Origin of the sequence: Periweissella cryptocerci (assembly GCF_004358325.1) — a bacterium.
GTDB lineage: Bacteria > Bacillota > Bacilli > Lactobacillales > Lactobacillaceae > Periweissella > Periweissella cryptocerci.
Genome location: NZ_CP037940.1, coordinates 178260 through 199245, shown reverse-complemented (window position 1 = coordinate 199245; position 20986 = coordinate 178260). Strand labels below are relative to the sequence as shown.

The following is a 20986-nucleotide window of genomic DNA, read 5'->3' as shown; positions in this document are numbered from 1 at the left end:
GCATGCAAAACAAAACACCGCTCGTTTCAAAATCTTAATGAAAAGGGCGGTGTTTTAGTAGCTATTTACTTGTGTTAGTCAGCGGCTGGTTCAACCGTTGGCGCTGGCTTGGTACGCATTTTATTAACTAAGTTCAAACTTGGTGTGACATAGACTGTTGTTTGACCTTCAAAAATAACGAAACCAGGTTTAGCACCATTGGGTTTCCGAAGTCGTCGAGTTTGTAAGTAATCAACGGGTACGTTAGCTGATTCACGTGCTTTGGAGAAATATGCTGCCAGATTAGCAGCCTCCATGATTGTTGCTTCACTCGGGTTACTGTCGTGAATAATGACGTGTGAGCCTGGTAACTTTTGCACGTGTAGCCAAATGTCGGTCCGGGCAGCGGTTTTCAAGCTTAATTTATCATTTTGCAAGTTGTTCTTACCGACTTCAATTTCCGTGCCGTCAGTTGCCCAGAATTTTTCAGGCTTCGAGATTTGAATCTTGGCCTTCTTGTTCTTTGACTTATTACGAATGTAGCCTTCAGCAATTAATTCAAGCTTAATTTCGTTAATGTCTTTAGGACTCGCGATTTCGATCTGCGCCATGATGTTTTCTAAGTAGGCCAGTTCATCTTCAGCCAAAGCAATTTGTTCGTCGACGAAGGCCACGGCTTTTTTCAATTTATTATAGCGGGTAAAGTACTTTTGGGCGTTTTGTGATGGGCCGATTTGGTTACTCAAGGCAATCTTCATGGGCTTTTCATCTTCGTAGTAGTTTGGTAACGTGATTTCAGTCATACCGCGCTCAACTTGGTACAAATACGTCGTCAGCAATTCACCTTTCACTTTGAATTCATCAGCATGGGCTGATTCATCCAATGATTGGTGGAGCTTCTTTAATTTGGTCTTGTTTTTCTTAATTTCGTTGCGGACAACACGGATAACGGATCCGGCTTGTTGTTGCACCCGATCACGTTCTGCTTTATCAGCGAAGTAGAAATCGAGCAATTCACCAAGTGAGGCAAAGGTTTGTTGTGGTCCAGTCACCGTTAACCATGGGAAGGGTGTGTAAGCAGTTTTGTTATTGCCAATTTCCGTTAAGGTTGGTTGTGGCGTGTCAAACTTTTGTAGCCAATTTTGGGCGTGCTTCATTGCGTCGCCGTCTTCGTGGACCGCGGCAGCTAATTCTTGAGCTGAGTCAAACGCAAATCCTTGGAAATGACCTTGGATTTCCTTAGCGAGTTCCTTTTGATCAGGAATATCCAAAATCAAATTAGCTAAACCATTTAATGATTCATATGGATTAGTTAAATTTTGTTTTGGTGGCGCAATGTATTGGGCACCTGGGTAAAGCGAACGAACCCGGTTTTGGTCAGCTGAAACGTGCTTAATCAATTCAACAATCTTGTTTGATTTTTCATTAACCAAGAACAAATTCGAGTGCCGACCCATCATTTCAAGGATCAAAACGATATTTTCAATATCACCTAATTCATCGTGTGTTTGCACAAATAAACGAATAATCCGGTCATTTTCGACTTGTTCAATGCGATCTAAGCGGGCACCTTCTAAGTGTTTACGCAACATCATCGCAAAGTTGGGTGGGGTAGCTGGATTAGCATAGGGAATGTCCGTAATTTGGGCGCGGGCAAACGTTGGGTGTGCTGAAAGCAGCAATGGGTGATTCTTCCCATTAGCACGGACAACTAGGATAATTTCGTTTGGATATGGTTGGTGAATCTTGGTAATACGACCACCGGCCAGCTTACTATTTAATTCGCCGACCATGGCGTGTGTGAACATACCGTCAAAGCTCATGTGGAATGTCCTCCATTCATTTTTTATATAAATATTGTGACACGATTGGGCGTGTAATAAATCGCACTCTGATCGAATGACTATAAATCATTACAGCTGCCTAGCGGTGTCAGTGTTACATGTAGCTATACCTATTCTATTATACAGTATTATTACCGAGAAAAAGTAAGAATAGTATTATACAAAAGTCACATCTGAATATAATGGTGGCGTTTTGTGTTTGCGTAGCGTAGTAGTGGTTGCACATTTTGGGAAAATACACGGTTTGTATGTTATTCAAGGTTATGGGTTTATACAGCAAGTTTTGTTTCAGTGCGACTTTTTTTGACGACCTAAGCCGCCAGAATTTGCTGTTCTTACTTTACGAATTATGAGCGATTTTAGTCCTCATATGCCTATAACAAAAACGAAATTTGTAAGAACTTTGATATAACAAGAAATAAAAGGATTGCTTAATATATTGATATTATTGTACAATGCAATTTGTAGATAAATAATCAAGGTGTATTTGCTAGAACTAATTTGAACGAAGCGATGTGGGGCGTTCAAATGGTGAAAGCAATCGAACATACAAGAGCGGAGATAAATAAAAATGAAATCAAGTTTAGAAGCTTTACGCGATGCTGAAAAAATTCAAAAAGCAGCGTTGATGAAGATTACCAAAAAATACGGTTTGACGATTGCGGAATGGCAATTATTGAGTACGATGATGGAAGGTTTCGATACGCAAGACAAGTTATCAGCCGAAACTGGCTTAGATACGTCAACGTTATCACGCCAATTAAAGAGCATTTTGGCGAAGGAGTATGTCGACAAAGTTGCAACTGGACGCGATCATCGTCAGTTAGTTTACACAGTTTTGACAACTGGTTCTGATGCGGTCACTAATATTAATGGTGAATATAAAAACCTCGAAGATACGATTTTCGATAAATGGTCAAATGAAGAAGTTAACATGTTGCGGATTCTTTTAAACCGTTTGGAAAAATCAATGACCCGAGTTACTGAATTATAAAAAGTAAAATGCATTAATTTCATTTAGTCATGCAGAGAATTATGTTACACTATTGCCTATTATTAATTGAGAGAGAAGGACGATTGTAATGAAAATTGCAGTAGTTACCGATAGCACGAGCTATTTGACTGCCCAAGAAATTGCCGATAATCACATTACGATTATCCCAATTCCAGTAATTATGGACGGAAAGGTCTATAACGAAGGCGTTGATGTATCAAATCATGAGTATTATGAAATGCTCAAAACTTCAGCTTCATTCCCATCAACTTCACAACCAGCTGTGGGCGAGTTAATCGAAGTTTATGAAAATTTACGTGACGCCGGCTATGAAGCGATTATTTCAATTCATTTGGCTTCAACAATTTCTGGCTTTTCAAATACGGTTGCTAATGTTGCTAATGAGATTGAAGGCGTCAAAGTGTATGGCTATGACAGTCAAATCACGGTGCGCTTGATGGGGCAAATGGCGCTGCAAGCTGCACGTATGGCTAACTCTGAAGAATATAGCCCCGAACAAATCATTACCGAGCTTGACGCTTTGCGGGCAACCACTGGCGAATTGTTTGTCGTTGATGATTTACAAAATCTTGTTCGTGGCGGTCGCTTGTCTAATGCCGGCGCCTTCATTGGTTCTGTGTTGAAGATTAAGCCTTTGCTGACTTTTGACGATAAGACGCATGAAATTGTCGCTTTTGAAAAAGTTCGTTCAATGAAGAAGGCTAAAGCCCGGGTGGAAGAATTATTTGCTGAAGCCTATGCGAAAATTGATTATCCAATTCGGGTCACGGTATACCATGCTAACGATTTAGAAGCTGGTCAGACGTGGTTTAACGAATTACAAATGAAATATCCGGCAATGCCAATTGAACTTGCTGAGCTTGGCCCAGTCATTGGTACACACCTAGGTTCTGGCGCATTGGCAGTTACTTGGATTAAAGATGAATTAGCTGAATAGGCGATTTGAGAAGGAAGTAGGGTAAAAGTTGTGGCCCACTTCCTTTTTTGCTATTGCATAATGTAAGCGCTTACTTTATAATTGAGTTATTCACTTAAATAGAAAGCGAGATAATTAATAAATGACGACAAGCGCAAAAAGTACTCTAGCCTTACGGGCAAACGCAGAACGTTTCATTACCGACTACGCGACAAAAGAAGAACTCCTTGTTTTAAAGGCCCGTATCGGCCAAGCATTAAATGATATTGAAGAGGGTGAAACTATCAAAATCGACAATTTCTACCCAGAATCTGTACCAACTATCATGAAAAAAGGTTGCCGTTAATATTGATTGTGTTGTCCTCCTACAAAACAGCCAACATTAATGTTTGAGAAATCCGTTTGAGTTTAAGTGCTCGCGGATTTTTTGCTTTATAGGGAATTTTAAGTTCTATTTCTTCTGACGTGGGACTGAATAATATTGGCCACTGCATGCCAGTAAATTACTTGGCGCACCACGCTGGAAGCACATGTTCAAGCCAAAGTGCGGTCTTGAACAACTCGGATAAGCTGGGATTCTAAGGAATAAATTCCTAAGAATCCTCATCTTACCTTCAGCGGAAATATGTGCTGCACACATATTCCCCCAGTCGCGGTGTAAAGGCTGCGCCCGCCAAGTAATTTACAGGCACTTCGTTAGTTAGGAATAATGCTCAAGCTAGCGAAATCCAGTTACCAACCACAGGCCACGGTAGCATGGAAAAACCAACACTGACAATGACACCAAAGTAATTCTGTGATTGAAAAGGACAGAAACGACAATCCCACGCTAGAAAAAAATATAACCACTTTAATGCGAGCCAGTGAATATTAAAAAAGCACACATTCATCCGCGTGACACTTTCATCAAAGGGAATGAAATGGTACACTTGTACTAACAATAAGTAAGAAGAGGTGCTAAAGTATGGAGACTCCTACAGATCAAATTCAACCAATTTTAAATACTGCCATTCAGCTCACACAAGCTGGCAAATATGAAGAAGTGATTACCGCTTTGACACCAGCAATTAAGCTGTACAATGACGGCTTTTATAACGATGATGCAGATAGTGAATATCATTATTTGGATGCTGGATTTGAACAAATTCTATTTCAAAACTTTTATCAACCAACTAAGACTGTGCGCTTTATGCCAATTGATTTTTCGGCAATTTTCACGACAATTGGGCAAGCGTATATGGTGCTTGGTCAATTCACGGAAGCTAAAGACGCCTTTGCGACCGCTTTGAAAATCAATCCATTCCAATTCATCGCAATTTTTGGAATTGCCAACATTGATAAGCTCGAAGGGCACAATGAGCATGCGCGCAAGACGTTAAATGATGGGTTGATTTTGGCTTACATGCCGGCTCAAATCGCGCAAACATACCATGAAATGGCTAAATTATATTTGGATCAAGGTGTTGTTGGTATGGGAATCGCGTTATTAGAATTGAGCTTACGTTTCCAGGATGACGAAAAAATCATGCATGAACTGGATCAATTACAAGCGGTCAACCCTGACGTTTCACTTGGTGATGAATCAACGGAATGGTGGCAAATGGTTGAGGATGCCGGTATTCAAGTGGGACCAAGTACTGATGTGATCGCCATTGCCATGGGTGTTGCAAAATCAGCGGTGCAAAATCAAGAATTGGCCTTAGCTTTAGAAGTATTGCAATTGGTTTATGATTTGACTAGTGATGAGCGCGTGCTCGAATCAATCAATACAATTAAAGTTAATTTAGAAGCATAATTTGGACACAGTTCGTGATGCGTGAGTACTCTTAAACAAAAGTACAGAAATAGGGAACCCACGCTAGAACAATTAGAATCGAATTTGATCAAGGTTGGAGTGTTCAGATACCAACCTTTTTTAGTTGATTTGACACTTATTATTTGACAAAATTGGCGGCTAGCTCGTCGATACAAAAAGTGGTTGCTGAAAACCGTTGGAATTCTGGCAACGTGATGACGCCGACAGGTTAAATGCTTGGTTCCAATTATGTGATTTCTTATTATTATGATAAAATGTAAGCAAGAATAATGCTTGTGGAACTGTCCAATCACGCTTTAAGGATATAGTGCGTGGTGCTTGGGCAGTCTCTGAAAATAACTGAGCGATGAAGGAGATCCAAAATAATGTTAATTGGGATTGATCAAATGGCGTTTGCCACCTCGGATAAATATGTTGATATGGTTGACTTGGCGCACGCACGGAACCAAGAACCAGGTAAGTTTTTGATTGGGATTGGCCAAACGGAACAAGCCGTGATTCCAGTAACGCAAGATGTTGTTACCATGGGCGCAAATGCTGCCGAACAAGTGGTTGATGACAGTAATCGTGACGCAATTGATTTGGTGATTTTTGGTACCGAGTCAGGCGTTGATAACTCAAAGTCTGCGGCTATTTACGTGCAACGACTACTTAATTTAAATCGCTATGCGCGAACAATTGAAATGAAGCAAGCTTGTTATGCGGGAACTGCTGGCTTGATGATGGCGCGTGACTACATTGCCGCCCATCCTGGTAAAAAAGCGTTAATTATTGCGGCTGATATTGCGCGTTATGGCTTGGAAACTGCCGGTGAAGTAACGCAAGGTGGTGGTGCCGTGGCAATGATTGTTAGTGAAAATCCCCAAATATTGGCTCTGAATGATGATAGCCAATACATGAGTGCTGATATTATGGATTTTTGGCGGCCAGTTTATCGGACAGAGGCCTTAGTTGATGGGCACTACTCAGCGAATATCTACGAAGACTTTTTCAAAGAAGTGTGGGATCGCTATCGTGAAGTTACTGGCAACTCGATTAATGATTTCAAGGCATTTGCTTTCCATTTGCCATTTACGAAAATGGGCTTAAAAGGTTTGCGAGAAATTTTGCCGGAAGCTGATGAAAGTAAACAAACGGACTTATTAGAGGAATTTGAAGCGAGCCGGGTTTATAATAAACGTATCGGGAACCTATATACTGGTTCGCTATACTTAAGCTTAATTTCGTTGCTAAGTAATTCAACGGATTTGCAAGCGGGCGATCGTCTTGGTTTGTTCAGTTATGGTTCAGGTGCTGAGGGTGAATTTTACTCAGGAATCCTGCAACCTAATTACAAAGCCGGTTTGAAGACCGACTTTGGTGCTTTGTTTGAAAAACGCCAACGCGTATCCATTGCTGAATACGAAGCGATTTTTAATAAAAGCTTGCCCATTGATGGTACTGATTTGGAATTAGATGTTAGTGATGATTCGGCGCATTTTGTCTTAGGCGGTCTGCAAGCTGAACAACGCCAATATTTCGCTCACTAATTTAGTTTAAAAAATTCACACTTTGTTCGCTAACCATTCATTCTTATTGAGTATCATTGTATTCAGACTTAACATGGAAGGGCGTGATAAAATGCATAATATAGAAACCGGCATGCTGGTGCGTTGTCGTGAATCAGAGAAGATTCCCCAAGCGTTCATTGGCCGGGTTATCAATGTATGCGAAGACGCTGCTAACATCCAAGTGTTAAGCTTCAGTGAACAAAATCGGGAGTTGTTATGGTGTTTTGAAACACTGGTCAACGTTGAAAAATGTTTGATTCAGCCATTGAATGTTGTGAACGTGGATGATGAATAGTTATATCCAAGACGTTCACAAATAGGATATTCGCCAGTCCCGACTAGAAACTTGCTGTGGATAGGAAAATATCGATTTTAAAACAGCTCAATCCCTTGAGATTATAGGGATTGGGCTGTTTTTTTGGTTACTTGTATATTAATTGTGTTTTTTTTCCGCCTTAGCGAGGGGGGGATTAGAAAAAGTACCACTTTATTAGAAAAAATTCGGTGATTATTTAATATTATGTGAATATACAACCGAATTATGAGAGTTTTGTAGTATAATTTTAGTTTACATGAGAATATTATTTGTTTCTGAAATTATTATTAAAGTTACAGAAAGCTAAATATTAGGAAAGGTGCCTAAGATGGATATATTTAGAAAACTAGGTTGGTTTTTCAAGGACCAACGCAATAATTACATTCGCGGTGTTTTGGATTTATTAATGACCGCGTTGTTGAACATGTTACCGCCATTTTTTATTGGTTACACGGTTAACTTGCTTGTTGCACACCAACTAACAATTAGTAAATTAACCGGAATTTTACTGATCTTGGTGGTGGATGCGCTCTTGTTATACTTTTTCCGTTATTTGTGGGCGACACATATCTGGGGTGGTGCTACGATTTTAGAAAAAATCTTGCGGAAGCGTTTGTATGCACATTTTATGACCATGGACGAACAGTTTTACCATAAGTATCGGACTGGTGATTTGATGGCGCGTGCGACTAATGACTTGAACCAAGTCCGCAACGTTGCTGGTAGCGGGATTTTAACGTTCGCTGATTCGATTATTGGTGGAACGGTCACAATTATTACGATGATGATTGTGGTTGATTGGCGCTTAACGTTGATTGCCATCTTGCCGTTTCCATTGTTGGCTGTGATGTCAATGCAGCTCGGGCGGAAGATGCACAGTGCATTTGGTGCGCAACAAGATGAATTTTCGACTTTGAATAACAAAGTTCAAGAGTCTTTGTCGGGTATGAAAGCTATCAAGACGCTTGGTCAAGAACAAGCAGATCTCGCTGATATGACCAAACAAAATCGTAAACTACTAACGGCCTACAAGCGCGTTGAGTTTGTGGCGGCGCTGTATGATCCATTTACATCAATGATTATTGTATTAGCGTACGTTGTTACGATTATTTATGGTGGCTGGATGGTTTTACACCATGTGATTAATATTGGGCAGTTGGTGTCATTCATTGCGTATATCTCAATGTTGATTTGGCCGATGTTTGCGATTGGGCGTTTATTTAATATTATTGAACGCGGGCATGCTTCGTATGATCGGGTAATGGAAGTCTTGAATGAAAAAACGTCGATTCTTGATGATCCAAGCGGTTTACATGCTGAACCCCATGGTGATTTAATCATCGATATTGAAAACTTCACGTATCCTGATGAAGCTGATGAACAACCCGCCCTCAAGAATGTGCATGTAACTGTTAAGGCTGGCGAAACATTAGGTTTAGTTGGCCGGGTTGGTGCTGGGAAATCAACTTTGATGAAATTGTTACTACGGCAATTTGATGACTATCAAGGTGCGATTACGATTGCAGGGACGGATATTAAGCACTATGCACTGGACAGTTATCTGCCAGCGTTAGGTTACGTACCCCAAGAAAATTTCTTGTTTAGCACAACAATTCGGGAAAATATTCGTTTTGCAAGCCCGCAGATTTCGGATGAAGCAGTGATTGCCGCTGCAAAAAAAGCTGCTTTGCATGACGATATTCTGTTGTTACCAAAAGGTTATGATACGGAAGTTGGTGAACATGGGATTAGTTTATCCGGTGGTCAACGCCAACGGTTGGCGATTGCGCGGGCATTAATTATTGATCCGGAAGTTTTGATACTTGATGATGCCTTATCGGCTGTTGATGCACGGACTGAAACGGCCATTCTTGCAACGCTGAAAGCAGAACGCGCCAATAAAACTACGATTATTGCCGCTCACCGTATTAGCTCTGTGATGCAAGCGGAAAATATCCTTGTTTTTGACCATGGTGAAGTTAGCGAACGGGGAACTCATCATACGTTACTCAAGGTTGAAGGCTGGTATGCCGACATGTATCACCGCCAACAACTCGAAATTAAGCTGGAAGGAGGAGAATAATGGAAGATGAAAACCAATCAATTTGGGCTAAGCGCATGACTTTAAAGGACCAAGCTAACGTCATTAAAGGGCTATTCCCATTCTTAAAACCATTCAAATGGTATTTCGTTGCTGGGATTATCTTCATCGGCCTAGTTTCGATTATTAATGTTTTACTACCGCGAATTCTGCAAGACTTTATGAATAATCACTTGAGTAAAGCTTCGACGGAGTTTAAAACGTTGATTATGTTTGCAGCGATTTACTTTGGCATGACATTGCTCAAAGCAATTTTTCAGTTTGCTCAGCAATATTTGTATGGGTTGGGTGGAACGTATGTTGAAATTCATATGCGTGAAAAGCTCTATGAACATATTCATAAACTTGGGATGCGGTATTTTGATCAAACGCCGGCCGGTTCAATTTTGTCGCGGGTGACGAATGATACGCAAGCGATTTTCCAAGTCTGGTATTTGTTCATGTTGATGATAATGGGTGGGTTTGCAATGGTGACGTCGTTTTATGCGATGTTTGTCACTAATCATCAAATCGCCCTCGCCATGTTGATTTTTGTACCAATTCTCCTCGGTGCGGTTTACTATTATCAACGCATCAGCTCGCGGGTTTATGGTGGAATGCGGGAGAAACTTTCCCAATTAAACGCCAAAATCGCTGAATCAGTGACAGGGATTGAAGTCATTCAAGAATTCCGACAAGAAGAGCGAATGCAGACTGAATTTGCCCAAATTAATGATGAATACCGGAATGCGCGGATCAAAATGATTAAAACAGAATCATTACTGCTAAACCCGTTAATTGATGTGTTTTATGGGCTGGGGATTGTTATTATTTTATGGATGTTTGGTCTACAAGCTAATACTGGTGCGATTGTAGCGGCAGGGACAGTTTATGCCTTTGTCTCATACTTGGAAACATTTTATAATCCAATTAATGAAGTCATGGAACAACTTTCAACATTCCAGGATGGTTCAGTTGCGGGGACACGGGTGTTAAAAATTTTGGCGAATGATGAATATGCGCCCAAACAAGCACCCGATGCACATGGTGAAATCACCAATGGGAAGATTGAGTTTCGTGATGTAACTTTTTCATATGATGGCGTGCATCCAGTTTTGAAGCATTTGTCGTTTGTGGCTGAACCAGGTCAAACGGTCGGGCTAGTTGGGCATACCGGTTCCGGCAAAAGTTCAACAATTAATGCGCTCTTGCGTTTTTATGAATTCCAAGAAGGGCAAATCTTGATTGATGACCAAGATATTCGAGAATATCCAATTGCAGAAATTCGTAAAAAAATGGGACTAGTTTTACAAGAATCGTTCATGTTTTATGGCGATGTGGCCTCTAATATTCGCATGTTTAATTCGGATATTACTGATGAGCAAGTGCAAGCAGCGGCAGAATTTGTTGAAGCACGTTTTATCGATGAGCTACCGGGCAAATATCACGAACCTGTGATTGAACACGGAGCGACGTTCTCAGCTGGTGAAAAACAGTTGCTGAACTTTGCCCGCACGGTCGTCACCAATCCCAAGATTTTGGTGTTGGATGAAGCAACGGCCAATGTTGATACCGAAACGGAAACCATCATTCAAACGTCACTCGAGAAAATGCGGGCCAATCGAACAACGATTGCGATTGCGCACCGGCTCTCAACGATTAAAGATGCCGAACTAATTTTAGTGTTGGATCAAGGCGAGGTCGTTGAACGGGGTACGCATGAAGAATTGTTGGCGTTGAATGGGCGTTACCGCGATATGTATGAATTACAAGGGACAGTTGATTTGGATTAATTGGGTCACTGTATTGAGCACTATATATGATACGAGGGATTGAATAAACTAGCGACTAAGATATATTCCGTGGTACGTGCGTATTCTTAAACAAAAGTACGGAAACGACAATCCCAGGCTCGAAAAAGCACGCTTCTATCCGAACTGATAGAAGCGTGTTTTTTGCTATTGGTTAAAATTGAATGTGAAAAACTCTCATGAAATGTTAAAATATGGTTGGATGATTATCCGAAAAAGTAAACAGTGAACTTGGAGTTCAAAAAATGTACTTGACGACCACCGTGATGAGAATTACGGTTAGCCACTGTTTTAGTAAATGGTGTTTCGAATGAATTTACACTGTTTACCCCAAAACGGGGGATACAACAATTACTCGTGATTATAGTGAAAACAAGAAAGTGAAGAAAAATGACAGATAAACAAATCGTCGATTATATCGTCAGTAATATGCTCCACGATGATGATACGACAATTCAAGATACACAAACGGCCCACCGTTTAGAGTTAATTGCACAGTGGGATATTAAGCCAGGCGATAAAATTTTAGAAATTGGTTCTGGGCAAGGCGATATGTTGGCGGCACTGGCGTATGCAGTTGGTGAAACTGGGCATGTTGTTGGTGTTGATATTGCTGGTGCAGATTACGGTGCGCCATTTACATTAGGGCAAGCAATTGATTATTTAAAACAATCTGAATTATGCAGTCGTGTTGATGCGTATTTCAATAGAGATATTTTGGCAGGTACTGAATTTTTGCCAATTCAGCATTTTGACAAGGTCGTATTTGCCCACTCGTCATGGTATTTTGATGATATTGCACAGCTAGCGGCAACTTTTGCGGTAGTTCGTGAGTTGGCGGATACCATTTTGTATGCAGAATGGGACTTGGAAATCACGGATGCGCGGCAACAAAATCACTATATCGCTGCTAATGTCCAAGGCCAATTGAGTGCGTTTATGCCTGAACATGAGGCTAATATTCGGACACTTGTGACAAAACACCACATTGCCCAAATTACCGACAAATTAGCGTTGCAACTCGTGAATGATGGCGCAATTGATTCGACGACAATGCAAGATGCGGATTGGGAAGTTGGGTATGTTAAATACGCTTTCACACTAGAAAAATTGGTGGCTCGAGGTGTAACTCCGGTGCTGGCACAGTTTTTCGTGGATCAAGTTGCGTTGATTCATGGTGCCAATGTGCCATTGAATACTTATTGGGCGGTACTGAAGTAATTGGGATTCGACAAGTTCGGTACTGGCGAAACCAGTATTGGGATTTTATGAAGTTCGGCGTGATGAATGGACTGCGATGATGGAAAATGCGAAATAGGTGAGTACAGCGCTTACATAAATGCGTTGTATAAAATCGCTATCCGCTGTACAATTTGCAAGTAGATATTATGCTACTCTTATCAGAACTATTCGGTTTTACATTAGCACAATCCGTGTTAGTACTACGGTAATGAAAGATGGAGGCAAACATGCTTAATTTTAAATTTAAAAACACAACTGATATTCGTTTTGGTGAAGGACGAATTGATAGTGAATTACACGAAGTAATTGCACAATTTGGGAACAACGTCTTGTTAACTTATGGTGGTGGTTCAATCAAGAAGTCTGGCTTGTACGAACGGGTCTTGAAGGCACTTGATGGCTTGAATGTTACTGAATTGTCTGGGATTGAACCTAATCCAAAGATTGATTCTGTGCGTGCAGGTCAAAAGCTCGTCAAGGAAAATGATATTGATGTCATTTTAGCGGTTGGTGGTGGGTCAGTAATTGATGCGTCGAAGGTTATTGGTTCAGCCAAATTTTACGACGCTGATCCATGGGATTTAGTGCTTGATCCAAGCAAGCGACACAGCATCAACCAATTACCAATTGTTGATATTTTGACACTTTCAGCAACTGGGACGGAAATGAATGCTGGTTCAGTTATTTCTAATCCGGAAACTAACCAAAAGCTTGGTAGCTTCGGCCCAAATACGCCAGCCGTTTCATTCCTTGATCCCACACTGACTTACTCAGTATCCAAGTGGCAAACTGCTGCCGGCTCAATTGATATCTTTTCACACTTAACGGAACAATACTTCGATAAGGCTGAAAATATTGATATTACGCGTGGCCAAATGGAAGGTATCTATCGTTCAGTAATTAAGTGGGCGCCAATTGCCTTGCAAGATCCTGAAAATTACGATGCGCGGGCTAACTTAATGTGGGCTTCAACGCAAGCTTTGAACGGCTGGGTACGGGTTGGTAACGAAAATGGTTGGACAGTTCACCCAATTGAACACGAACTTTCAGCGTATTACGACATCACTCACGGAGTTGGGCTTGGTATCTTGACCCCGCGGTGGATGAAATTTGTTTTGAGTGCCGAAACTTTGCCACGGTTTGCTGAATTTGGCCGGAATGTCTGGGGAATTAACAACGACAATGACCAAGTTGTCGCAGAACTTGCGATTCAAAAGACTTACGACTGGGTGAAGTCATTGGAGGTACCAACAACTTTACCTGGCGTTGATATTACTGATGATAAGCACTTTGATGTGATGGCGGCAAGCGCTGTTAAAGTCGGCAATCTTGCGACTGGTGCGTATGTTGCAATGACACCAGCTGATGTCCGTGGGTTGTTTGAACAATCAATGACAACTGACGGTTTTGAAGATTAATATAAACGCATGAAAAGGAATTCGACCATTAACTGGGTTGGATTCCTTTTTTGGCGCTATTTCGTCTGACGTGGAATTTAGCTCGCACCGTGATGGCATAATCAGTAACGGGTTTGGTTACTGATTATGGATTTGTGAAGATGGTTACCGCGTTAGCGAACCAAGCTTCGCAAACATTTGAAGACCGCACTGTGGCTTCAAATGCTTGTCTTCCATCACGGTGTCCAGACTGGTTCCAGCCTCGTAGTGGGAATGGAGCTGAGACACATAGCCAAATTCTACGCTAGAAAAATTTTAGCCCTTTTTTGGCGTAATTGGCAGTCAGAAACGAATAATAAATGTGTTTATTAAAGTATAATGAGAAATGGTACAATCAAGGTAATAGAAAAGAGGGTACGGCGATGAAATCACTAAGCACATCAACAAATCGAATCCACCCACATAGTCTTAATGTGCATATTTCGCGCGACTTTAGTGGTGATTTAAAGGCTGAACTCAAGCAAATTAGAGCGGCGACTAAGTTACCATTACTTGTCAAGACGTATGACTCCAAATTGGTTAAAAAATTGACCGCACTAAAGTTCAAAATTATCAGCAAAACTTATATGTCAACGCTTAGTAATGTCCAAACAATGATACTCGATGGCAATCAGCGCTTGCGGGTTAAATCCGCAAATGAATTAACTGAGGCACAACGCAAAGCAGTTATTGGGCGGATGCGGACTGATTATTTACATGTACACCTGGAAAATCCAGCCGAAATGACACCGGCAGATGTTGCTAATGCGACATTTAATGCGGATGATTTTGCCCATGATGATAGTATTTTTTATTTTGATGATTTTGAAGAAGTAGCGGGTTACATTACGCTATTTCATGCAACACATCACGCGGTTGAAATTGGATGGCTTTGCGCTGACAACCCTAAAATGCTGACTCAGCTAGTTAATACGTTATTTATCAGGCTTAAGGGCGCTGGGTACCAAGCAATCAGCGGCGAGTTTGATACGGCCAATGCACAAGCACTGCGGGTCTACCGCGCACTGCCAGTTAGTTGGCCGGCAGATCATCAACCCCTCATCACATTAAGGGGGTAAGCGCCATATCTTGGAGCTGATCAATGTATCTTTGCCATTATTAAGCAACTTAGCACTTTGTTGAAGTGGGTCCATTCGGTCTGACGTCATCAGTCAAAACACATACTATATTCTAAGCAAGTTCATATTCACATGCTAGACTAGGGAATAAGTACACGAGGGGATGCGTCTTCTTGATGAACAAATGAGAGGAGACGGTGACATATGCCAGAAGAACCAGCTGATAAAATTGGCGAACTGTGGGACATTTTCGATAGCGCGGGGAACGCAACTGGGCGCACTAGTACGCGTGGGACATTGTTACCCGTCGGTGATTTTCATCGCATTGTTGAAGCTGTGATTATTGATGATTACGAAAATATTTTAGTGCAACAACGTTCATTTCAGAAACTTGTGCGTCCAGGTGAATGGACTAGTGAGACTGGAGGCAGCGTTCTTGCGGGCGAAACTTTACTAAAAGCGATGCACCGCGAAGTGTTGGAGGAAATCGGGTTAGCTGTTACTGTTGATTTGAATAATGTGTTTACAACGTTAACTGAGCGTAAACCTACTGATGCGCGGATTGCGTCCTGGTTTGCTATCCAGACCTCCGCAAAAGCACTAGATTTGACGCTACAAGCGAGTGAAGTTATTGCTGCCGAATTTGTGCCCTTATCTGATCCACGAATTGACAGTCGCCGCCAGTTAGTTAATATGGCGTTGGCGCATTTACATGAAAAAACAACATCGAGAACCAGTAGAACTTCAGAAATTGGATGATGGAAAATACGGAGACGATAATTCCGCAGGTTAGTGGAATAACAAAATCAAAAAAAGGAAAAAATAGCTCGATTTCTACTTTTAACAGGAGAATCGAGCTATTTATTTGCCGTCAGCATTACATTTTTCACGTATTGAAGTGAAAAATTTCATACATTATAGCACTTATAACTTTCCGATATATTTCAGCAGCTCATACATTATAGTAGCTTTCTACATTAGCGTTGCTCTGTGTGTTCACGCAAAAATTGAGATGTTGTTAAGCTGTTCTTGTAACACAATAGTGTGTTATGCCTATCAATAAATGAGGAAAGCGTAGACTAGTGAAAAAGATTTATCCAATTGTCTTTACATTTGTGTCGTTGCTTTCTTTTTTTATTTGCTTTTCCATTTTTTCGGAACGGCAATATATAAAAATTGATTCAGCAGCTAGAAATAAGAACAGTTATATGATGAGCCAACGGATTTTTGAAACGTCAAAAAAACAATTTAGTGCCATTCTGAATGAAATAAAGCATAAGTACAAAGTTAATGTTTTTCAAGAAAAATGGACTAGTAATGGTGATAAAATTTTTGTTGGCGTGTTTAACGATGATGTTTCACGTGCCAACAATGAACCGTTCCTGATTGAAGGGCAAGGCAAGCAGTGGCTATTACACAATGTAGTTAAAACAGAATCGTTAGAACAACAAAAATCAGTGGCAGGGCAATATACGATTCAGATTATTGGTTCAAATCAAAAAAATGTCGAAGCAATTGAAAATGAACTGTCGCAAGGCTTGAATATACCGAATTTAGCGCTCAACAGGAATAGGTTGATTGCAACAAGGGCACCGATTGAGAATGTTTTTTTGGTATTATTAAGCGTCGCGCTGGCTACCTTAACAATGTGTATGTGGTTTGACTATTTGGCAACCAGTCGGGAAAAGGCATTAAAATTACTTTTTGGATTCAGTAAAATGCAAATCTTTAAAGAAACTATTCTGAAAAGTATTAAGGCACTGGTAATTAGCACAGTTATTATCACCGGCATAACGGTTACGTATTCAGTCATTCGATTCTCAATTATTTATCCGTTGCTTTGGGTGTGGCTGTCAGCAATGGCATTGGTCCTTCTAACAACAATTATTAGCATAGTTGGATTTGGTCTCCTTTTGGTCATGTCAAAATTTTCACCAAGTCAAATAAAAAGGAATGATCAGGCGCAGATTTTGAATGGTGCCAGTTTAGTTGGAAAAGTTGTTGTGACGTTTATATTATTGATTTTGGCACAGAATGTTTTAGCTGAAACGCTCGATGTGTTGAAAGCAATGCCATATCAACAGTCAATTATAAAATATAAACAAGCAAGATTTATAACACCATTATCCAGCCATACAGGCCCAGGTACGGATTATTCTTTAGATGAAACAAACCGCAAAGTTAAATTGAAGCATATCAGGCAAATGAATGTCTATTTTCAAAACTTATTCCGTGAAAATGATTTAATGATTTTAGAAGCAAGTGATGCGGTTGCACAAATGAATTATCATCCGGAAACAACTAAGTTTTCTATTAGGGAATTAGAAAATGAAATTACTGTCTCATCAAATTACTTAACGATGACGCCAATTTATGACTTGGAAGGTGACCGCGTCAAAATTAGCGCGACTGAAAAAGATATGATTGAGTTGGTACCAAGTGCGTATACTCGGGAAATACATCAATTAAAAAAAGTTGTGGATGACGATAATCAGATGCGACAAAACGCAGACGCTGATAATGAATTACGTGACTCACCCGGTTTTTTTGCACAAAAGATCCGGTTTATTTATATTCAGACACCACATCCTAAATATGTGTATCTGCCACAAACTGTTGTCCGGCATCCATTAATACGAGTTTTAACGCCTAGTAACATGCGGAAAAACGTTTCTGAGTATCCCAGCGATGTTACCGGAAATTCAAATAATTACATGTTCACTAATAAAAATGGTTCAGCTACCAAGTTAGTGAAAAGAATCGGATTACAACCGTATTTTCAAGGGCCAATGCCAATTGAAGAACGGCTAAACTCGGTTAATAGTGATGAGATTTTATTCGTAGGGTTGTGTAGTATTGCGCTAGTAATAATGGTTAGCTTATACTACTTTTTCAGTGCACTATTCTTACGTAGTCACTTAGAATATAGCCGACGGACATTACAATTGGCAATCATTTTTGGTGGGAATAGAACAAAAATGGCATTGAACTATGTTTGGCCCAATATTGTAGTAATATTGATTATTGCTGGCTATAATTGGTACCACAATAGTTGGTTGTTTGGTTATTATTTGGGGTTTGCGGGATTGGAATTCATAATTACATTCATAGTATATTCGATTGCAATTAAAAAAATGACAAGGGGATTACGATGAAAATTGAAGTAATCAATTTAGAGAAGTCATTTGGTAAACATCAAATTATCAGTGGCTTTTCACATGAATTTAATGCAGGTAGCTTTACGGCTATTAAAGGCGCGAGCGGTACCGGTAAAACCACACTATTAAATATGCTTGGCTTACTTGAATCGGCCGATGAGGGTGAGTATTATTTAGATGGCAAACTACTAAAAAAATTAACGCCTCGGGTACATCGGAATTTATATCGGACGACCTTTAGTTTCGTTTTTCAAGATTATGGGTTAATGTTGAACGAAAGCGTCCAGACAAATCTCAGCTTGGCAACACGATTCACCAAAAATAAACGCCACAAAAATAAACAGGCCTATCTGCTGACTTTAGCGAAAGTTGGCTTATCGGCAGAGTATCTTAATATGAAGGCCTACGAGTTGAGTGGTGGTGAACAGCAGCGGGTCGCAATTGCTCGATTAATGTTAAAGCCCACCAAAATAATTTTAGCTGACGAACCTACTGGCTCACTCGATGACACGAATGCTCGCCAAATGCTTAGCTTTCTGAGACAGTTTGCAGCGGAGGGGAAGACGGTTATCATGGTGACGCACTCGAAAAATTTTGATGATTACTTTGATGAAATTATCAACCTCACGTCATACAACTAGACTGGTTATTTGAGTGTTCCGGATATTCAACTATCACGTTAATTGTAAGTTTTATAGCAAATAATCTTAGTAAAAATAATGCGTTACCACAGACTGTCTGACTTCGGCATAAATTGCAAGTTAGGCAGTTTTTGTTGTCTAACTGCGCGGGATTCCATCATATATTATTAAATATCGAACACTCGACAAACAGAGTGCGAGCGATGACACACATTACTTTGCGAAAAGTGTTAACATAAAGTAAGCATTTTATTTAAAATGGGGGACTTATTATGGAAAAAGAAGTAACACTAGGTAATATGTTTCGCTATGTCTTTGCAACTGTCCTACAGCGGAAAGGATTATTAGTTGTTAACGTTGTGGCATTGCTAATAATTACGGGCTTACAGTTTATTATTCCGCAATTCACACAACATATCATTGATACCGTTATTCCCGATCGCAACGTCAACCAATTATTTGTGTCGGTGGGCTTAATGTTATTAACGGTGATTATGCTCGGCTTATTCAATTTTGTTTCCGGCTATTTAATGAGTGTTTTGAGTCAAAACTCAGTAACAACCCTCCGCAAAAATTTGTATGCTTACATTATCCGGTTGGACACACATTTCTTCGAGTCTAGTAAAACTGGGGACTTGATGGTGCGCTTGACGCAAGATATTAATAACTTGCAGAGCTTGATCTCCCCAAGTATGTTGGCGATGGTTGGTAATTTACTAACATTTGTAGGCGTCTTAATTTTTATCTTCATTGTTAACTGGCAAATGGCATTGGCTGTGAGTGTGACTTTGCCAATAATCTTCCTATTGTATAGATTTTTCCGTTCGCGCATTCGTGACTCATTTAAAGCAGCCCGAACTTCGCAAGCTAAGATGTCCAATCAAATGCAAAACACGTTAACGGAGATTGAATTAATCAAGAGTTACACAAGTGAAGATGCGGAAGAAAATCGCTTTAATGAGTATGCTGACGAGAATAAGAAGTACACGATTACGGCGAATAAATATCAAGCGATTTTCTCACCATTAGTTGATTTAGTGAACTACTTTGGAACTGCGGTAATTTTGCTACTAGGGGCATACTTTGTAATGCAGGGTAGCTTGAAAGTCGGGCAATTAGTCGCTTACATGAGTTATGTGGTCATGTTACAAAATCCAGTTGCTCAGGCAGCTCGGTTATTAAACCAACTGCAACAAGCTCTAGTTTCATACGGTCGGATTATGGAGGTCTTAGCGGCCAAACGGGAAATCGTTGATAGTCCAACGGCCCAACCATTTCCAACTTTGCAAACGGGGATTACGTTACAAAATGTGTCGTTTGCTTATGATACTGAATACCGCAAAGAAGATACCATCGCTGCAATCCAGGACGTTAGTTTCCAGGTGCCAGCTCAGCAGACGATTGCGCTAGTCGGTCATTCTGGTTCCGGTAAAACCACGATTACCAAGTTACTCGACCGCTTGTACGACTTATCGGGGGGGTCAATTGCGTACGACGGCGTAGAAATTCAGCAGATTCAGTTGGAATCCTTGCGCCAAAACATCGCCATTGTTTCGCAAGATATTAATATTATTGATGGCACAATTCGGGATAATATTACGTACGGCCACCAAGACGCAACCGATGAGGAAGTGTGGGAAGTAGCTCAACTCGCTGATATTGCTGAATTCATTCACACCTTACCGCAAGAACTGACGACCCAAGTGGGTGAGCGCGGTGTGAAATTATCTGGCGGGCAAAAGCAACGGATTTCAATCGCGCGTGCCTTGCTAAAAGACGCGCCAATCATTATTTTAGATGAAGCAACAGCGGCATTAGATAACGAATCCGAAAAAGCAATTCAACATGCTTTGGATAACTTGATGCAGCAACGGACGTCAATCGTGATTGCGCACCGTTTGTCGACTGTGCATAATGCTGATAATATAATTGTAATGGACGCTGGCCATGTTGTTGAACAAGGCAACCATAAACAATTACTCGCCTTAAATGGTCAATATCGCCAATTATATGATGCTCAATTTGAGTGATTTGCGGCAGGATATGGCAAAGAAATATAACCAAATTGGTAGCTGACAGGGATGTTGGCTATTTTTGCGGACG

At 40.6% G+C, this 20986-nt stretch carries 16 protein-coding genes; 15 read left to right on the top strand and 1 reads right to left on the bottom strand.

Features of this window, described 5'->3' with window-relative positions:
• Positions 1-74: 74 nt before the first annotated feature.
• On the bottom strand, positions 75-1802 hold the full coding sequence (locus tag EQG49_RS00920; protein WP_133362196.1) for an NFACT RNA binding domain-containing protein: 1728 nt from the start codon (positions 1800-1802) through the stop codon (positions 75-77).
• Between the two features lie 592 nt (positions 1803-2394).
• Between EQG49_RS00920 and EQG49_RS00915 the strand changes: the two genes are divergently transcribed.
• The 15 genes from EQG49_RS00915 to EQG49_RS00845 all read left to right on the top strand — a co-directional run bounded on the left by EQG49_RS00915 (position 2395) and on the right by EQG49_RS00845 (position 20913).
• The gene (locus tag EQG49_RS00915) at positions 2395-2817 is read left to right on the top strand and encodes a MarR family winged helix-turn-helix transcriptional regulator (RefSeq protein WP_133362195.1); all 423 of its coding nucleotides are present in this window, start codon (positions 2395-2397) and stop codon (positions 2815-2817) included.
• Between the two features lie 88 nt (positions 2818-2905).
• A complete protein-coding gene (locus EQG49_RS00910; RefSeq protein ID WP_133362194.1) occupies positions 2906-3775 on the top strand; it encodes a DegV family protein in 870 nt (289 codons plus the stop codon).
• A 121-nt stretch (positions 3776-3896) separates the two neighbouring features.
• Positions 3897-4100 carry a hypothetical protein gene (locus EQG49_RS00905; RefSeq protein ID WP_133362193.1) on the top strand — a complete coding sequence of 68 codons (204 nt, stop codon included), beginning with the start codon at positions 3897-3899 and terminating at the stop codon, positions 4098-4100.
• Between the two features lie 618 nt (positions 4101-4718).
• The gene (locus tag EQG49_RS00900; RefSeq protein WP_133362192.1) at positions 4719-5549 is read left to right on the top strand and encodes a tetratricopeptide repeat protein; all 831 of its coding nucleotides are present in this window, start codon (positions 4719-4721) and stop codon (positions 5547-5549) included.
• 386 nt (positions 5550-5935) lie between these two features.
• Positions 5936-7099: a hydroxymethylglutaryl-CoA synthase gene (locus tag EQG49_RS00895; RefSeq protein WP_133362191.1), complete on the top strand. Its 1164-nt coding sequence runs from the start codon at positions 5936-5938 to the stop codon at positions 7097-7099.
• 91 nt (positions 7100-7190) lie between these two features.
• A complete protein-coding gene (locus EQG49_RS00890; RefSeq protein WP_133362190.1) occupies positions 7191-7415 on the top strand; it encodes a hypothetical protein in 225 nt (74 codons plus the stop codon).
• Positions 7416-7764: 349 nt separating this feature from the next.
• Positions 7765-9519, top strand: coding sequence for an ABC transporter ATP-binding protein (locus tag EQG49_RS00885; RefSeq protein WP_133362189.1), 1755 nt, complete (start codon positions 7765-7767; stop codon positions 9517-9519).
• Complete coding sequence (locus tag EQG49_RS00880) at positions 9519-11309, top strand: ABC transporter ATP-binding protein (protein ID WP_133362188.1); 1791 nt, start codon at positions 9519-9521, stop codon at positions 11307-11309. The genes EQG49_RS00885 and EQG49_RS00880 overlap by 1 nt, the downstream gene beginning before the upstream one ends.
• Positions 11310-11717: 408 nt before the next feature.
• Positions 11718-12548: an SAM-dependent methyltransferase gene (locus EQG49_RS00875; protein WP_133362187.1), complete on the top strand. Its 831-nt coding sequence runs from the start codon at positions 11718-11720 to the stop codon at positions 12546-12548.
• Positions 12549-12796: 248 nt separating this feature from the next.
• The gene (locus EQG49_RS00870) at positions 12797-13987 is read left to right on the top strand and encodes an iron-containing alcohol dehydrogenase (protein WP_133362186.1); all 1191 of its coding nucleotides are present in this window, start codon (positions 12797-12799) and stop codon (positions 13985-13987) included.
• A 401-nt stretch (positions 13988-14388) separates the two neighbouring features.
• Positions 14389-15084: a hypothetical protein gene (locus EQG49_RS00865; protein ID WP_133362185.1), complete on the top strand. Its 696-nt coding sequence runs from the start codon at positions 14389-14391 to the stop codon at positions 15082-15084.
• 204 nt (positions 15085-15288) lie between these two features.
• The gene (locus EQG49_RS00860) at positions 15289-15843 is read left to right on the top strand and encodes an NUDIX domain-containing protein (RefSeq protein WP_133362184.1); all 555 of its coding nucleotides are present in this window, start codon (positions 15289-15291) and stop codon (positions 15841-15843) included.
• 323 nt (positions 15844-16166) lie between these two features.
• On the top strand, positions 16167-18239 hold the full coding sequence (locus EQG49_RS00855) for a hypothetical protein (RefSeq protein ID WP_165964701.1): 2073 nt from the start codon (positions 16167-16169) through the stop codon (positions 18237-18239).
• Entirely contained in the window at positions 18236-18883 is a 648-nt protein-coding gene (locus EQG49_RS00850) for an ATP-binding cassette domain-containing protein (protein WP_133362182.1), read from the top strand. Before EQG49_RS00855 ends, EQG49_RS00850 begins: the two co-directional genes overlap by 4 nt.
• Positions 18884-19155: 272 nt before the next feature.
• On the top strand, positions 19156-20913 hold the full coding sequence (locus tag EQG49_RS00845) for an ABC transporter ATP-binding protein (RefSeq protein WP_133362181.1): 1758 nt from the start codon (positions 19156-19158) through the stop codon (positions 20911-20913).
• The last annotated feature ends 73 nt before the right edge of the window (positions 20914-20986 follow it).

Coding starts and splice junctions, on each gene's coding strand:
- EQG49_RS00920 (WP_133362196.1), bottom strand. CDS start 1,802: ATGAGCTTTGACGGTATGTTCACACACGCCATGGTCGGCGAATTAAAT.
- EQG49_RS00915 (WP_133362195.1), top strand. CDS start 2,395: ATGAAATCAAGTTTAGAAGCTTTACGCGATGCTGAAAAAATTCAAAAA.
- EQG49_RS00910 (WP_133362194.1), top strand. CDS start 2,906: ATGAAAATTGCAGTAGTTACCGATAGCACGAGCTATTTGACTGCCCAA.
- EQG49_RS00905 (WP_133362193.1), top strand. CDS start 3,897: ATGACGACAAGCGCAAAAAGTACTCTAGCCTTACGGGCAAACGCAGAA.
- EQG49_RS00900 (WP_133362192.1), top strand. CDS start 4,719: ATGGAGACTCCTACAGATCAAATTCAACCAATTTTAAATACTGCCATT.
- EQG49_RS00895 (WP_133362191.1), top strand. CDS start 5,936: ATGTTAATTGGGATTGATCAAATGGCGTTTGCCACCTCGGATAAATAT.
- EQG49_RS00890 (WP_133362190.1), top strand. CDS start 7,191: ATGCATAATATAGAAACCGGCATGCTGGTGCGTTGTCGTGAATCAGAG.
- EQG49_RS00885 (WP_133362189.1), top strand. CDS start 7,765: ATGGATATATTTAGAAAACTAGGTTGGTTTTTCAAGGACCAACGCAAT.
- EQG49_RS00880 (WP_133362188.1), top strand. CDS start 9,519: ATGGAAGATGAAAACCAATCAATTTGGGCTAAGCGCATGACTTTAAAG.
- EQG49_RS00875 (WP_133362187.1), top strand. CDS start 11,718: ATGACAGATAAACAAATCGTCGATTATATCGTCAGTAATATGCTCCAC.
- EQG49_RS00870 (WP_133362186.1), top strand. CDS start 12,797: ATGCTTAATTTTAAATTTAAAAACACAACTGATATTCGTTTTGGTGAA.
- EQG49_RS00865 (WP_133362185.1), top strand. CDS start 14,389: ATGAAATCACTAAGCACATCAACAAATCGAATCCACCCACATAGTCTT.
- EQG49_RS00860 (WP_133362184.1), top strand. CDS start 15,289: ATGCCAGAAGAACCAGCTGATAAAATTGGCGAACTGTGGGACATTTTC.
- EQG49_RS00850 (WP_133362182.1), top strand. CDS start 18,236: ATGAAAATTGAAGTAATCAATTTAGAGAAGTCATTTGGTAAACATCAA.
- EQG49_RS00845 (WP_133362181.1), top strand. CDS start 19,156: ATGGAAAAAGAAGTAACACTAGGTAATATGTTTCGCTATGTCTTTGCA.